Annotated in this window: 14 protein-coding genes; 12 read left to right on the top strand and 2 right to left on the bottom strand. The window is 39.7% G+C overall.

Annotated elements, in window-relative coordinates; translation table 11 throughout:
• Window position 1: 1 nt before the first annotated feature.
• On the top strand, window positions 2-709 hold the full coding sequence (locus MHH44_RS00170) for an ABC transporter ATP-binding protein (RefSeq protein WP_008407040.1): 708 nt from the start codon (window positions 2-4) through the stop codon (window positions 707-709).
• Between the two features lie 105 nt (window positions 710-814).
• Here MHH44_RS00170 and rluF read toward each other — a convergent pair whose 3' ends face one another.
• Window positions 815-1,519, bottom strand: coding sequence for a 23S rRNA pseudouridine(2604) synthase RluF (gene rluF / locus MHH44_RS00165; protein ID WP_340797502.1), 705 nt, complete (start codon window positions 1,517-1,519; stop codon window positions 815-817).
• Between the two features lie 352 nt (window positions 1,520-1,871).
• Here rluF and adh point away from each other — a divergent pair, with 352 nt between their 5' ends.
• The 5 genes from adh to MHH44_RS00140 all read left to right on the top strand — a co-directional run bounded on the left by adh (window position 1,872) and on the right by MHH44_RS00140 (window position 6,880).
• Window positions 1,872-3,398 (top strand): aldehyde dehydrogenase, encoded by a 1,527-nt coding sequence (gene adh, locus MHH44_RS00160; protein ID WP_008407036.1) that lies wholly within the window; start codon window positions 1,872-1,874, stop codon window positions 3,396-3,398.
• Between the two features lie 17 nt (window positions 3,399-3,415).
• Entirely contained in the window at window positions 3,416-3,772 is a 357-nt protein-coding gene (locus tag MHH44_RS00155; RefSeq protein ID WP_087617877.1) for a DUF779 domain-containing protein, read from the top strand.
• A 118-nt stretch (window positions 3,773-3,890) separates the two neighbouring features.
• Entirely contained in the window at window positions 3,891-4,865 is a 975-nt protein-coding gene (locus MHH44_RS00150) for a DUF4003 family protein (RefSeq protein WP_340797501.1), read from the top strand.
• Window positions 4,866-4,896: 31 nt separating this feature from the next.
• Window positions 4,897-6,327 carry an aldehyde dehydrogenase family protein gene (locus tag MHH44_RS00145; protein WP_340797500.1) on the top strand — a complete coding sequence of 477 codons (1,431 nt, stop codon included), beginning with the start codon at window positions 4,897-4,899 and terminating at the stop codon, window positions 6,325-6,327.
• Between the two features lie 64 nt (window positions 6,328-6,391).
• The gene (locus MHH44_RS00140; RefSeq protein WP_008407032.1) at window positions 6,392-6,880 is read left to right on the top strand and encodes an acyl-CoA thioesterase; all 489 of its coding nucleotides are present in this window, start codon (window positions 6,392-6,394) and stop codon (window positions 6,878-6,880) included.
• Window positions 6,881-6,939: 59 nt separating this feature from the next.
• Here the strand turns inward: MHH44_RS00140 and MHH44_RS00135 are convergent, their stop codons facing one another.
• Window positions 6,940-8,253 (bottom strand): globin-coupled sensor protein, encoded by a 1,314-nt coding sequence (locus tag MHH44_RS00135; RefSeq protein WP_340797499.1) that lies wholly within the window; start codon window positions 8,251-8,253, stop codon window positions 6,940-6,942.
• A gap of 165 nt (window positions 8,254-8,418) precedes the next feature.
• Here MHH44_RS00135 and MHH44_RS00130 point away from each other — a divergent pair, with 165 nt between their 5' ends.
• The 6 genes from MHH44_RS00130 (at window position 8,419) to MHH44_RS00105 (ending at window position 13,815) form a co-directional block, all read left to right on the top strand.
• Window positions 8,419-8,631, top strand: coding sequence for a hypothetical protein (locus MHH44_RS00130; RefSeq protein ID WP_014822397.1), 213 nt, complete (start codon window positions 8,419-8,421; stop codon window positions 8,629-8,631).
• Window positions 8,632-8,752: 121 nt separating this feature from the next.
• Entirely contained in the window at window positions 8,753-9,058 is a 306-nt protein-coding gene (locus MHH44_RS00125) for a DUF4870 domain-containing protein (RefSeq protein WP_008407029.1), read from the top strand.
• A gap of 202 nt (window positions 9,059-9,260) precedes the next feature.
• Entirely contained in the window at window positions 9,261-9,725 is a 465-nt protein-coding gene (locus tag MHH44_RS00120) for a CtsR family transcriptional regulator (protein ID WP_008407027.1), read from the top strand.
• A gap of 12 nt (window positions 9,726-9,737) precedes the next feature.
• Window positions 9,738-10,280 carry a UvrB/UvrC motif-containing protein gene (locus MHH44_RS00115; protein ID WP_008407026.1) on the top strand — a complete coding sequence of 181 codons (543 nt, stop codon included), beginning with the start codon at window positions 9,738-9,740 and terminating at the stop codon, window positions 10,278-10,280.
• A complete protein-coding gene (locus MHH44_RS00110; RefSeq protein WP_014822399.1) occupies window positions 10,277-11,374 on the top strand; it encodes a protein arginine kinase in 1,098 nt (365 codons plus the stop codon). Before MHH44_RS00115 ends, MHH44_RS00110 begins: the two co-directional genes overlap by 4 nt.
• The gene (locus MHH44_RS00105; protein ID WP_014822400.1) at window positions 11,371-13,815 is read left to right on the top strand and encodes an ATP-dependent Clp protease ATP-binding subunit; all 2,445 of its coding nucleotides are present in this window, start codon (window positions 11,371-11,373) and stop codon (window positions 13,813-13,815) included. Before MHH44_RS00110 ends, MHH44_RS00105 begins: the two co-directional genes overlap by 4 nt.
• Window positions 13,816-13,934 lie beyond the last annotated feature (119 nt).

Genomic DNA, 13,934 nt, shown 5'->3' with positions numbered 1-13,934 from the left:
TATGCTAATAATTAATGATATCGATGTATTTTATGGTAATATCCAAGCATTGAAAGGAATCTCCCTCGAAGTAAAAGAAGGCGAAATTGTAACACTGATCGGTGCCAATGGAGCAGGGAAAAGCACATTGCTAAAAACAATTTCAGGTTTACTGAAGCCAAAGCGGGGTTCGATTGAATATTTAGGTGCGGCAATCGATGGAAAGCCGGCACAAACGATTGTAAAGGCAGGGCTTTCCCATGTACCGGAAGGACGTCGCGTATTTTCGAACATGACAGTGGAAGAAAATCTGGAATTGGGTGCCTATTTACGGAATGACCGAGAGGCTATAAAAAAGGATTTAAACCATGTGTTTGAGTTGTTCCCTCGTCTGTTGGAACGACGCAAGCAGCTTTCAGGGACTTTATCAGGCGGAGAACAGCAAATGCTTGCGATGGGCCGTGCTTTAATGGCTAAGCCGAAGCTGATCATTATGGATGAGCCATCAATGGGTCTAGCCCCTCTTATGGTAAAAAACATCTTCAACATTATTGAAATGGTCAACAAAGAAGGTGTGACAGTATTGCTTGTAGAGCAAAACGCACATATGGCATTATCGGTTGCCCACCGCGCCTACGTTTTGGAAACAGGCAAAATCGTCCTAACAGGTTCAGCAAAAGAACTGCAGGAGAGCGATGAAGTAAGAGCCGCTTATTTAGGCGGATTATAAAATAACAAGTCCGCTACTTTCATATCGAAAATAGCGGACTTGTTCTATAAAGACTCTAACAAATGCTACCAAACAATGGATTCGTTATCTGATATTTGTATATTCTTATTGCTTTGGTGTGTAGTTCAGTAACTGAAATAGTTCACTTCTTTCTTTATCTGTAAGGTCACGCCACTGTCCGACCTTTAAATTGCCGATATGAATATTCATAATACGAATGCGCTGTAATCGCTGTACAGAATAGCCAAGTGCAGAACACATTCGGCGAATTTGGCGATTTAATCCTTGTTCTAAAATAATCTTAAACACTTTAGAAGACACCTTCTCTACTCGACAAGGTAATGTCGTTGTATCTAAAATTTCCACTCCCGAGCTCATATCGTGAATAAATTGATCGGTAATCGGCTTGTCTACCTGTACGACATATTCCTTTTCATGATGATTTTCTGCTCTTAAAATTTCATTGACGATATCTCCGTCATTTGTAAGAAGCAGTAAACCTTCTGAATCTTTATCCAAACGTCCGATATGGAAAATACGAAGCGGATGATTTACAAAATCCACAACATTTCCTTCAATTTGTTTTTCTGTTGTACTCGTAATCCCAACAGGCTTGTTCAGTACAATGTAAACTAATTCTTCCTGTCTTTTTACAGGCTTACCGTCAACTAATACTTCATCGCCTGTTTCAACTTGGCTGCCGTTTGTTGCAACAACCCCATTGATTTTTACACGTCCATCTTCTACCCATTTATCTGCACCGCGACGGGACACGATGCCGGTTTCTGCTAAAAACTTATTGATTCTCATAATTTTTCACCTACTAATAGAATATCTTCAGTATACAGGAGTCTATCTGTACTTGTAATACTTCGTTCGAAATGACAGTTGATTATCCAATGGATAAACTTATCTTTACTGGAATTTACCCATTTTATACATTTTTATTATAGTAATCTCTTCATTTTCAGTATAACAGAATAGGGAATAATAAAATAATCTGAAAATTGTAGTTTAATATTTGAAATGATTCAACTTTTCTGACAATATAATAGATGAAGATACCTCTCACAGAAAAGTGAGCTTTACAGCATGGATGTCAGCACTGCCTTTTTATGAGAAGGTATGGTCACCACAATTTGTGCAAAGGGGAGAGATTTCAATGGCAGCAGTGTATCAAAATCCAAACACGGATGGCGCATTAGTAAATTTCAAGGAGCGTTATGACAACTTTATCGGTGGTAAATGGACACCGCCAGTAAAGGGGGAGTACTTCGACAATGTTACTCCTGTTACGGGCAAAGTATTTACCCAGGTCGCGCGTTCTACGGAAGAAGATATTGAGCTTGCTTTAGATGCAGCCCATGCGGCAAAGGATGCCTGGGGTAAGACATCGGCAACTGAACGCTCGAATATTTTACTGAAAATTGCAGATCGTATGGAACAAAATTTAGAAATGCTGGCCGTTGCAGAAACATGGGATAACGGTAAGGCAGTACGTGAAACTTTGAATGCAGATTTACCTTTGGGCATTGATCACTTCCGTTATTTTGCGGGTGCTTTACGTGCACAGGAAGGATCACTTAGTCAGATTGATGAAAATACAGTGGCCTATCACTTCCATGAGCCGATTGGTGTAGTTGGACAAATTATTCCATGGAATTTCCCGCTATTAATGGCTGTATGGAAACTGGCGCCTGCACTTGCTGCAGGAAACTGTGTCGTATTAAAGCCGGCTGAGCAAACACCAGCATCAATTTTAGTGCTTGTTGAGCTGATTGAAGATTTACTTCCACCAGGTGTGCTGAATGTTGTAAATGGCTTCGGTTTAGAAGCAGGAAAGCCGTTAGCATCGAATCCGCGCATCGGTAAAATAGCATTTACAGGTGAGACGACGACTGGTCGCCTTATTATGCAATATGCATCTCAAAATCTGATTCCGGTTACTCTGGAATTGGGCGGTAAATCACCGAACATTTTCTTTGAAGATATTATGGATGCAGATGATGCATTTTTGGATAAAGCGGTTGAAGGCTTCGTATTATTTGCTTTAAACCAAGGTGAAGTATGTACATGTCCTTCTCGTGCACTTATTCAGGAATCAATCTACGAGAAATTTATGGAGCGCGTATTAAAGCGTGTTGAAGCAATTAAAACAGGCAACCCTTTAGATACAGATACAATGATGGGTGCACAGGCATCATCGGAACAAATGGAAAAAATCCAATCCTATTTACAAATTGGTAAAGAGGAAGGCGCGGAATGCTTAATCGGCGGCGAGAAAAATGATTTAGGCGGTGATTATGCAGACGGCTACTATATTAAACCGACTGTATTTAAAGGTCATAATAAAATGCGTATTTTCCAGGAAGAAATTTTCGGCCCGGTTGTTGCTGTAACAACATTTAAGACGAAAGAAGAAGCGTTGGAAATCGCAAATGATACATTATATGGATTAGGATCAGGTGTATGGACACGTGATATGAATACTGCTTACCGCTTTGGCCGTGGTATTCAGGCGGGACGTGTATGGACGAACTGCTATCATGCATATCCGGCACATGCGGCGTTTGGGGGCTACAAAATGAGTGGTGTTGGTCGCGAAAACCATAAAATGATGTTAAGCCACTATCAACAAACGAAAAACTTGCTAGTAAGTTATGATGAAAACCGCTTAGGCTTCTTCTAAGAGAGGGGGTGCAGAATTTGGTTGATCGCGTTATAGCAACCGAAGCAGCACTACAGTTGATCGAGAAATTGAAAGAGCGCCACGGCCCGGTTATGTTCCATCAATCGGGAGGCTGCTGTGATGGTTCGTCTCCAATGTGCTATCCGGATGGCGATTTAATTATCGGCAACCAGGATATATTGCTCGGTCATATTGGCGGAAGTCCATTTTATATGCACAAAAACCAATATGATTATTGGAAGCATACACAGATTATTATTGATGTCGTCGATGGACGTGGCGGAATGTTTTCGTTAGAGGGCGTCGAAGGAAAACGCTTTTTATCTAGATCACGGGCTTTCACAAAAGAAGAGCTTGATGAGCTTCAAGTATAAAGTTGTAAAAGAGGAATGCTGGTTCAACAATCAGTATTCCTCTTTTTTGTGGAGAAAAAATCAAATTTTTTTCACTTTTAAATTTTAGGCGTATAATCAAGGAAAGGAGGGTGTACTGATGGAGCAAACAACTTTTATACAATTACTTAAAAATAATAATGAGCGGATGGAGCTTTTTTTCGGTGCGGACGTACAAAGTGCTGCCAGGATACCATTAGCGGTACAATTTACATTTTCACGTGAAACATTTAATGGCCCTGCATTTGAGAAGAATGTAAAAGAAATACATAATCAAAAATCAAGGCAATCATTTTTCGAGTTTTTCTCTACACCATCAAATAATTCAGTTTTAACATATAAAATGTTAGCCCATTTCGCATTGCACCCACAACCTGAGCAGGAGCTTCATCGTTTAAAGTTAAATGAAAAGGCATTATTGAATGCAGGGTTTAAATCCAACAGCTATCAAAAAATCGCAGCCCTTTTTTTAGTGGATGAAGCACATGCTGGAAAAGCAAAAGCATTACATGATGAAATGAAAAAACATCATTTTTTCCTGACCGGTAAAGATGATATTCCATATGCAGTTTTACTGACAAAAAAGCAAAATAATACGGTTAAGCTAGCTCAAACAATGCGGAAATACTATGATGCCTTGCACGGCAAAGGTTTTAAAAATGGGGATGCCTTGCAAGCAATGACACAGCTATTGCCATTGTATGATGAGGAGTTTCAGCCGGTATTAGTTGATTATGTAGTCGCGATGAAGCAGTCATTTTTAAATAATGGTGTGAAAGTGAAGAAAAGGTCTTATCCATACTTAGCTTTGCTGGCGTTAGTAGGGGCTTCATCGGAAGTTGTCGATGAAATTGTTGAAATGGAACGAGCACTCGCTAAGCTCCCGATGTTTACTGGGATGCAAGCGTATGCTTTAATGACCGCTGCCCAGTATGTGCTGAAAAGGTTAATTGAAAACGAATTGTTATCTCATTTCAATGATAGTTTATTATTTTTGCAGGCTCTTGAGATGAGCGATTATATAGATGATATCCCAATTTTACTTGCCATCGATATTCTCGATATATTTTTTTAATTTGGGTAAACAATAGTAAGGAGTGAATAAAATGAAACAGACAAAATTATGGATTAACGGCATTTGGGAAAGTACAAATGAAACAAGTAAGTTAACGGCACCTTATACAGGAGAATTGCTTGCAAATGTAGCAAAAGCATCGGCAGGGGACGTGGAGCGCGCAATCGAAGGCGCACATCAAGCATTCAAATCATTCAAAAATACGACTGCTTATGAGCGCGCAGAAATTTTATACAAAGTCGTGGAAATCATGCGTGAACGTAAAAACGAGCTTGCAGAAATTTTAGCAGATGAAGCGGCAAAACCAATCTCTGCAGGGCTTACTGAATTGGATCGTACTATTGCGACGTATCAATTTGCTGCAGAGGCGGCTAAACAAAGTACAGGCGAAACGATTCCGATGGATGCAGCACCAGGTGTAAAAGATCGAATCGGTTATACAAAGCGAGTACCTTTAGGCGTAGTTTCGGCAATTACACCATTTAATTTTCCATTTAATCTCGTAGCGCATAAATTAGGTCCAGCCTTTGCTGTAGGGAACACAGTTGTACTAAAGCCTGCATCTCAAACCCCGTTAAGTGCACTTGCGATGGCGGAAATTTTCAAAGAAGCAGGTTTACCGGACGGTGCATTGCAAATCGTGACAGGTAGCGGCGGGGAATTGAGCGAGACACTCGTAACACATCCGCTTGTGAAAAAAGTGACGTTTACGGGTAGTGGTGCGGTTGGCTTGAAGATTAAAGAAAAAGTCGGCTTGCGGAAAATTACACTAGAGCTTGGATCAAATGCGGCACTCATTGTTGAGCCTTCAACACCGCTTGAAAAAATTATGAAACGCTGTGTAGGCGGTGCATTTGGATTTGCTGGACAAGTATGTATTTCATTGCAACGAATTTATGTTCATTCTTCAATTTATGAAGAATTTACAAAGGCATTTGTAGAAGAGACAAAGAAACTAGTTGTCGGTGATCCGCATAATGAAAAAACGGATGTGAGTGCAATGATTCACCCGGATGAAGTTAGCCGTATAAAAGAATGGATTGAACAGGCGAAACAGCAAGGTGCAACGGTTGCAACGGGAGCTGAATTTACAGAGCGTACTTGCTCCCCAACTGTCATGACGAATGTGAAGTCCGATATGAAAATTGTTTGCCAAGAGACTTTTGCGCCGATTGTCTCCATTGTGCCATATGATACGCTGGACGAAGCAATTGCACTTGTAAATGAATCGGAGCTTGCGTTAAATGCTGGTATTTACACAAATGTATTAACAGATGCAATGAAGGCCGCGGAAGAAATTGAAGCAGGTGCGGTCATCATTAACGATATTCCAACATTCCGTGTAGATAATATGCCGTATGGGGGCGTCAAAATGAGCGGATATGGTAAAGAAGGCATTAAGTATGCAGTAGAAGAAATGACCGATTTAAAATTTATTACAATGAAGTTGAATTATGAATAGTTTGTACTAGCACTTCCATCTTCCGAATAGTAACATGGAGTGTAGTCTAGAAAGGAGGAAGATTATGAAAAATACTCTGCCAATGAGCTTTTCAAAATCTATCCAAACACGATTAGTACTGCCTCCTGATACAAATCATCATCAATCGATATTTGGAGGGAAAGTGTTAGCATATATTGATGAAATTGCTGCGATTGCAGCAATGAAACATTGCCAAGGTGAAGTCGTTACTGCTTCTTTTGACTCAGTAGACTTCGTATCTTCTGCCTATGCAGGTGATATGATTGAACTGGAAGCTGTTGTATCTGGAACAGGTCGTACTTCGATGGAAGTATATGTACGGGTTGTATCAAGAAATATTAAAACAGGTGCAAAGAAATTAACGACTGAATCTTTCGTAACGATGGTCGCAATTGACGAAAATGGCAAGCCGAAAGAAGTGCCGGGAGTTGAACCGGAGACGGATTTCGAACGTCATTTATTTGAAACAGGCCCAATTCGTCAGGAACATCGAAAACAAAAACGTGCATTATCAAAAAAACGTCGTGCATAAAAAAAGGGGATATCAAAGGCGAAATGCCAGTTGATATCCCTTTTTGGTATTAAGCAAAATTAATCATGCAGTTCCTGGACAATGTGCAGCAATGAATCTGATGATGTCATTACATCATTCGTTGTATGTGTCAAACCGGTAATAACAGAAGAAATGGCATGAATGTCTTCATTCGTGTTTTCATATTGCGTTTTGATTCCATGTACCGCTTCTGTAATCGATGTAAAGGAATCCGCCAGGCTTTTTTGCGTATCAACACTCATTTTTACTTGCTCATCTACACTAGAAACAGAGTCAGACATTTGTGAAATACTAAGTTCGGTTTCTTTAATTAAATGAGAGACGTTTTGAACCGCATTTTTAGTTTCTTCAGCAAGCTTTCGGACTTCATCAGCTACTACGGCAAACCCTTTTCCGTGTTCACCTGCACGTGCTGCTTCAATCGATGCATTTAATGCAAGCAAGTTTGTCTGATCAGCAATACCTGTTACCAATCCTACAATTTCGGCAATTTTTTTAGACGATTGACGGAGTTTAACCATTGACGATTCAAGTGTATCCACACGATCCAAAATGTTGGTCATGATTGCTGTCTGGTTAATTAAATATGTAGTACCTGTTGTTGATTTATTTTCTGTTTCCGCTACTAAATTTAAACCTTGTTTTGTATTGGAAGCAATTTCTTCTGATTGGCTCGCAATTTCCTGTAATGATGCATTTGTTTGATCACTAATATGCGTTAACTCTTGTGCAGTATGTTGAATTCGCTCTACAATTCTGTATTTTACATCTAAACTTTCAGTACGAATTCGTTGCTCTTCTTTTTCATATGCTTCAATGACAAGCTGTTGCTCGAAGTTAATGAGTTTTGAAAAAGCATCAACTGCTTTAGCCATGTCAATATTCGACATTTCTATTTTACTGATGAAGTCGATAAACGTTGTCATTAGCGATTGGAATGAAGCGATATACCACTTGGATTGAAGTCCGATTTTGACATGGACATGCGCAATCGTTTGTCGCTCTTCTATATAATGTGAATTGATATTACAGTTGAACATCGCTTCTAAATGCTTCGTTAATGTACCTTTTAGACGATCCATTCGAGCTGAACTCCCAATAATATCTACGAGTTCCGGACTTAAACTGATTGCACCGTAAAACTTTTCCACCATATTCGGGACAACCTGTTGTGCAAAAGGTTCTAACTGTTTAATTACAGCTAAATCCTCTTTCGTTAATTTTAGCAACTCAATCTGTTTGTGTAAGTTAGGATAGGTTGAAACATCCAGATTTACTTGCTGTGCATAATTAGCTATATCAAAATATGGCTTGTTTGAAACTTTTGTCGCTCTTGAAAACAGAATACCCATGTTCTTCCTCGTTTCGTCTATTTATTAAATAATACTCTATTACTGTTTATATCGGATCATATCAGTATTATTCTATAAGGATAAAAAATTTACAGTAATTTGTATATGAGGTAATATAATAACTAATTAAAATGGATGCAGTAAATAGTGAAAGGCGTTGTATTAATGAAGTTTCATAAAGGGCGTTTGAAATTTGTTATACCATTGTCACTTGGGGTGGCGATCGCATCGTATATTATGCTTGTAAACAATTATGCAGAAGTAGGCGACCGTGACCGAATTTTAATAGTTATAGGAGCAACCATCTTAACGGCGATTATTTCCTACTTCTTATTTCCACAAGAAGGGGACAACCCGAAAGATAGAGGCCCATATTGACCAAATACAGACATGACCGGAAATCTCGAAATAAAAATTCGGGATTTTTTGCCCTCTCTATGAAACTTTTACGAATATTATCCGTAAATAAGCTAATAAACTAAAGTGAGGTTGATAACAAATGGAATCTAAATGGTCGAAAATCATCATTCATGCCAGTGCATTCTTTGCGCCGTTCCTAGTACCGATTCTGTTTTTCTTAATAAGTTCTGAAGATGAAGTAAAGCGTACCGCGATTCAAGCATTGCTTTTCCAAATCGTATTCGGTATCTTCATAGCGATTGCAGGTGTCCTTTCAGTTATATTAATTGGTTTACCATTCCTGTTAGTATTTTTAGCCATCTTCTGGATTGCACCGATCATCGGTATTGTTAAAGCATTGTCTGATCAGCACTGGAATTATCCAATCGTCGGACGCTGGGTATAATTTATCCTCGTCTTGGCAAAGTTTATAAAAGCGGTAAGGTTTGTTTAAAAAACACCTTACCGCTTTTTTACATAAATAGGGATTTATTAATGTGAAAATAGGGAAACCTAAAACAAGAGTGATTAGTTGCATTTCGAAAAATAAATATTGTATATTTAAGTCAAAGATAGTCAAAGTCAGTTGATGAGAGGTGAGAGACAGCATGAGGAATATATCTGACATAATTGAAGGGTATTTGAAGGAAGTTATTGAATTAGAGGGACAGGGACATATTGAAATAAAGCGAAATGAATTAGCAAAGCAATTTGCCTGTGCTCCTTCCCAAATCAATTACGTTATCAATACGCGTTTCACGACCGAGCATGGCTACTATGTAGAGAGTAAGCGGGGTGGTGGCGGTTATATTCGGATTTTGCGTGTAACAATCCACTCTAAGAAAAATTTACTGGACGAAATGGAAACACAAATAGGTAACGCCATAGCCCAAACTAATGCTGAGCGTATTATTTTCCGTTTATTGGAAGAGGATATCATTACAGAGCGAGAAGCAAGCATTATGAAGGCCGCTTTAGATCGTGTCACATTACAGGTAGCTTTACCATTGCGTGATCAGCTAAGAGCGCGGATTATGCACGCAATGCTACAAACGATTTCTTTTGAAAAGTAGAGGTGGATTATTATGATATGTGAGCATTGTAAACAGCGTCATGCCAATGTTACCGTTACTCAAGTTCACAATGGTCAAAAAGTCGAGCGTCACTACTGTGAAGTATGTGCAACTCAATTTCATCCATTTCAATTTGACGTAAATGAAGAGCCTGCATCTCTTCAGCAGCTTATTTCAAATTGGTTTAATTTTGTACCTGTGAATGCAAAGAAAGAAAGCACGACAACAAATACTGCCAGCCCAAAATCCTGCCCATCCTGTGGGTTTACGTACCGACAGTTTTTAAAGCAAGGCAAATTTGGATGCGGTCAATGTTACGAAACATTTAGTGAGCAATTACCACAGCTACTTGAACGTCTGCAGGCAGGTACTCAGCATGTAGGATATGTGGAAGAAGGACCTTCAAAAGAAAAAGTGGAACAACAAATCCAAGAGCTCCGTTCATCACTGCAGCAAGCAATTGAGGAAGAGCGTTTTGAGGATGCAGCTTCCATCCGTGATGAAGTTAGGGAATTGGAAAGTAAAATAAAACAGGAAGGTGAGGGGAACGCATGAACATCGAGCATTTTTTAACGAATGCCAGTCCCAGCTGGATGCAGCACGAAAGCGATTCAGATATCGTCATTAGCACGCGCATTCGGCTTGCTCGTAATATTGCCAATACTCGATTTCCGATTAGTTTTACAGAACAGGAAGCACAAATGATCGAAGAAAAAATGATGCAGTCATTATTATCTTTAGATGACAACCCGTATCAGTTTTCTTATTTCCAAATAAAAGATATGCCCGTTTTACAACGCCAAATTTTAGTGGAGAAGCATTTGATCAGTCCGAATTTGGCACGAAGAAAAAAAATTGGATCATTTTTTTTAACAAAAGATGAATCCATTAGCATATTAGTAAATGAAGAGGATCATATTCGTATACAGAGTCTTACGCAAGGAATGAATTTAAAAGAAGCATTTGATAAGGCTCGTAATATTGACCGCTACTTAAGTAAGTCAATTAATTACGCATATGAAGACCGCTATGGTTATTTGACAAGTTGCCCAACAAATGTCGGAACAGGGCTTCGAGCATCTGTCATGCTCCATTTACCTGCACTCACAATGATGAAACAGATGAATCCATTAATTCAGATGATGACACGATTAGGAATGGTTGTGCGGGGTATATATGGGGAAGGCAGTGAAAATTTAGGCAATATTTATCAAATCTCGAACCAGATTACACTAGGTAAATCAGAAGAAACGATTTTACAGGAGCTTCAGGATGTTGTCGAGCAAGTTATCAAAAAAGAAGAGCTTGCACGCAAAAATTTATTGATGCGTGCCCCCTCCGCGTTGGAAGACCGTTTAAGCCGTTCACTCGGTACGTTAAAGTACGCAAAAATTTTAACGAGTGAAGAAGCGGCAAGCTGTTTATCAAATGTGCGTCTTGGGGTAAGTTTAGGATTATTAGAAGCAATTTCACAGCGTAAACTAAATGAGTGCATGCTTATTATGCAACCTGGACTCATTCAGCAATATATTGGTACTACGTTACAACCAGCAGAACGCGACATGTATCGTGCGAAGCTGTTGCAAGAAAAGTTAAACGAGCAAGATGAAGCTACAAACAATGGGGAAAAAGGAGAGGATTTTCTATGATGTTTAATCGATTCACACAACGTGCTCAAAAGGTATTACAACTTGCTCAAGAAGAGGCAATTCGTCTTAAGCATAAAGAAATCGGAACAGAACATATTTTACTTGGCTTAATTCGTGAAGGTGGCGGAATTGCCGCTAAAGCTTTGGAAGCAATTAATATTAGCCCTCAAATGATCGAAACCGGCATTGAGGAACTTGTTGGGAAAGGCACAGAAGATGTAGGTCCTATCGTTCACTACACACCACGTGCTAAAAAGGTAATCGAACTTTCATTGGATGAATCCCGTAAATTAGGGCATGCATATGTCGGAACAGAGCATATTTTATTAGCTTTAATTCGTGAAGGTGAAGGCGTTGCTGCCCGCGTATTGGCGAATACAGGTGTAAGTATCAATAAAGCCCGCCAACAAGTTTTATTGTTATTAGGCAACAATGACTCAAACACTAGCGGTAATTCCAGTATGACGCAAACAGTAAATACACCAACACTTGATAGTTTAGCCCGCGATTTAACAGCGGTGGCGCGTGAAGGTTCACTTGATCCGGTTATCGGCCGCTCTAAAGAAATTACACGTGTTGTAGAAGTACTATCACGTCGTACAAAAAACAACCCGGTACTAATCGGGGAGCCGGGTGTAGGTAAAACGGCCATTGCAGAAGGATTGGCACAGCAAATCATCAATAATGAAGTACCTGAAACATTACGCGATAAACGTGTTATGACGCTCGATATGGGAACAGTTGTTGCAGGTACAAAATATCGTGGGGAATTTGAAGACCGTCTTAAAAAGGTGATGGATGAAATTCGTCAGGCCGGCAATATTATTTTATTCATCGATGAGCTTCATACATTGATCGGTGCAGGTGGTGCAGAAGGTGCGATTGATGCATCGAATATTTTAAAACCATCATTGGCACGAGGCGAACTGCAATGTATCGGCGCAACTACATTGGATGAGTACCGCAAATATATTGAAAAAGACGCAGCATTAGAGCGTCGTTTCCAACCGATCCAAGTTGATGAGCCATCTGTTGAAGAAACAATCCAAATTATTAATGGCTTGCGTGACCGTTATGAAGCACATCACCGTGTGAAAATTTCGGATGAAGCGGTAGAAGCAGCAGCAAAATTATCAGATCGCTATATTTCGGATCGTTTCTTACCGGATAAAGCAATTGACCTAATTGATGAGGCTGGTTCAAAAGTGCGCTTACGCTCTTATACTGTTCCACCTAATTTAAAAGAGTTAGAAGATAAGCTGGAAGGCATTAAGTCTGAAAAGAATGCTGCTGTTTCAGGACAGGAATTTGAAAAAGCTGCTGCATTGCGTGATACGGAGCAGAAGCTTAAACAAGAGCTTGAACAATTGAAAAAAGAGTGGAAAGAAAAACAAGGCAAAGAAGAATCTACAGTATATGTAGACGATATTGCACAAGTGGTAGCGATGTGGACGGGAATTCCTGTTTCGAAAATTGCTCAGGCTGAATCTGCGAAGTTATTAAATCTTGAAGAAGAATTACACAAACGCGTAGTTGGTCAAGGTGAAGCAGTAGAAGCAATTTCCCGTGCAATCCGTCGTGCCCGTGCCGGCTTAAAAGATCCAAAACGTCCAATCGGTTCCTTTATCTTCCTTGGACCTACTGGTGTCGGTAAAACGGAACTTGCACGAGCACTTGCTGAAGTAATGTTCGGTGATGAAGATGCAATGATCCGTGTAGATATGTCCGAGTATATGGAGAAACATTCGACTTCTCGTTTAGTCGGTTCACCTCCAGGCTATGTAGGATTTGATGATGGCGGTCAATTAACAGAAAAAGTTCGTCGTAAACCATATTCAGTTGTACTGCTGGATGAAATCGAAAAAGCGCACCCGGATGTATTCAACATCTTATTACAAGTGTTGGAAGACGGCCGCTTAACTGACTCAAAAGGCCGTGTAGTTGATTTCCGTAACACAGTTGTCATTATGACATCGAATGTTGGGGCAGATGCACTGAAATACCGCAAACATGTTGGCTTCGGCGCCGGTTTAAATGCATCGAAAGATAAAGACATGAAGAGCACAATGCTGGAAGAACTGAAAAAGGCGTTCCGTCCAGAGTTCTTAAACCGTATTGATGAAATGATCGTATTCCATTCATTAGAGAAGGATCACTTAAAAGAAATCGTATCATTAATGGCGAATTCATTAAAGAAACGTCTAAAAGAGCAGGATATCGAACTGCAGCTTACAGATGCAGCGCTTGAGAAAATTTCAGAAGAAGGTTATGATCCACAATATGGTGCGCGTCCATTACGTCGTGCATTACAAAAACATGTGGAAGACCGCTTATCCGAAGAACTGTTAAAAGGTACATTGGATAAGACTCAAACAGTCGTACTTGACTATGTAAATGATGAGTTTGTCGTACGTACACAAGAAAAAGTAGCAACAAATTAGTAAAACCAGACGAGTCGGGATAGTTCCTGCCTCGTCTTTTTTATGCAGACTGAAGTTGCTGGGTACTGGTGGCATATACAAGCGAAACGCGCCGGTTACACATACGCAATTAAACGGGA

This window comes from Solibacillus sp. FSL K6-1126, from assembly GCF_038003445.1.
Taxonomy (GTDB): Bacteria; Bacillota; Bacilli; order Bacillales_A; family Planococcaceae; genus Solibacillus; species Solibacillus silvestris.
This window is presented reverse-complemented; position numbering and strand designations above follow the sequence as displayed.

What these genes read in the sequence shown, in the direction of transcription:
- adh (WP_008407036.1), top strand. Translation starts at nt 1,872, where the DNA reads ATGGCAGCAGTGTATCAAAATCCAAACACGGATGGCGCATTAGTAAAT.
- MHH44_RS00150 (WP_340797501.1), top strand. Translation starts at nt 3,891, where the DNA reads ATGGAGCAAACAACTTTTATACAATTACTTAAAAATAATAATGAGCGG.
- MHH44_RS00170 (WP_008407040.1), top strand. Translation starts at nt 2, where the DNA reads ATGCTAATAATTAATGATATCGATGTATTTTATGGTAATATCCAAGCA.
- MHH44_RS00135 (WP_340797499.1), bottom strand. Translation starts at nt 8,253, where the DNA reads ATGGGTATTCTGTTTTCAAGAGCGACAAAAGTTTCAAACAAGCCATAT.
- MHH44_RS00145 (WP_340797500.1), top strand. Translation starts at nt 4,897, where the DNA reads ATGAAACAGACAAAATTATGGATTAACGGCATTTGGGAAAGTACAAAT.
- MHH44_RS00140 (WP_008407032.1), top strand. Translation starts at nt 6,392, where the DNA reads ATGAAAAATACTCTGCCAATGAGCTTTTCAAAATCTATCCAAACACGA.
- MHH44_RS00115 (WP_008407026.1), top strand. Translation starts at nt 9,738, where the DNA reads ATGATATGTGAGCATTGTAAACAGCGTCATGCCAATGTTACCGTTACT.
- MHH44_RS00130 (WP_014822397.1), top strand. Translation starts at nt 8,419, where the DNA reads ATGAAGTTTCATAAAGGGCGTTTGAAATTTGTTATACCATTGTCACTT.
- rluF (WP_340797502.1), bottom strand. Translation starts at nt 1,519, where the DNA reads ATGAGAATCAATAAGTTTTTAGCAGAAACCGGCATCGTGTCCCGTCGC.
- MHH44_RS00110 (WP_014822399.1), top strand. Translation starts at nt 10,277, where the DNA reads ATGAACATCGAGCATTTTTTAACGAATGCCAGTCCCAGCTGGATGCAG.
- MHH44_RS00125 (WP_008407029.1), top strand. Translation starts at nt 8,753, where the DNA reads ATGGAATCTAAATGGTCGAAAATCATCATTCATGCCAGTGCATTCTTT.
- MHH44_RS00120 (WP_008407027.1), top strand. Translation starts at nt 9,261, where the DNA reads ATGAGGAATATATCTGACATAATTGAAGGGTATTTGAAGGAAGTTATT.
- MHH44_RS00105 (WP_014822400.1), top strand. Translation starts at nt 11,371, where the DNA reads ATGATGTTTAATCGATTCACACAACGTGCTCAAAAGGTATTACAACTT.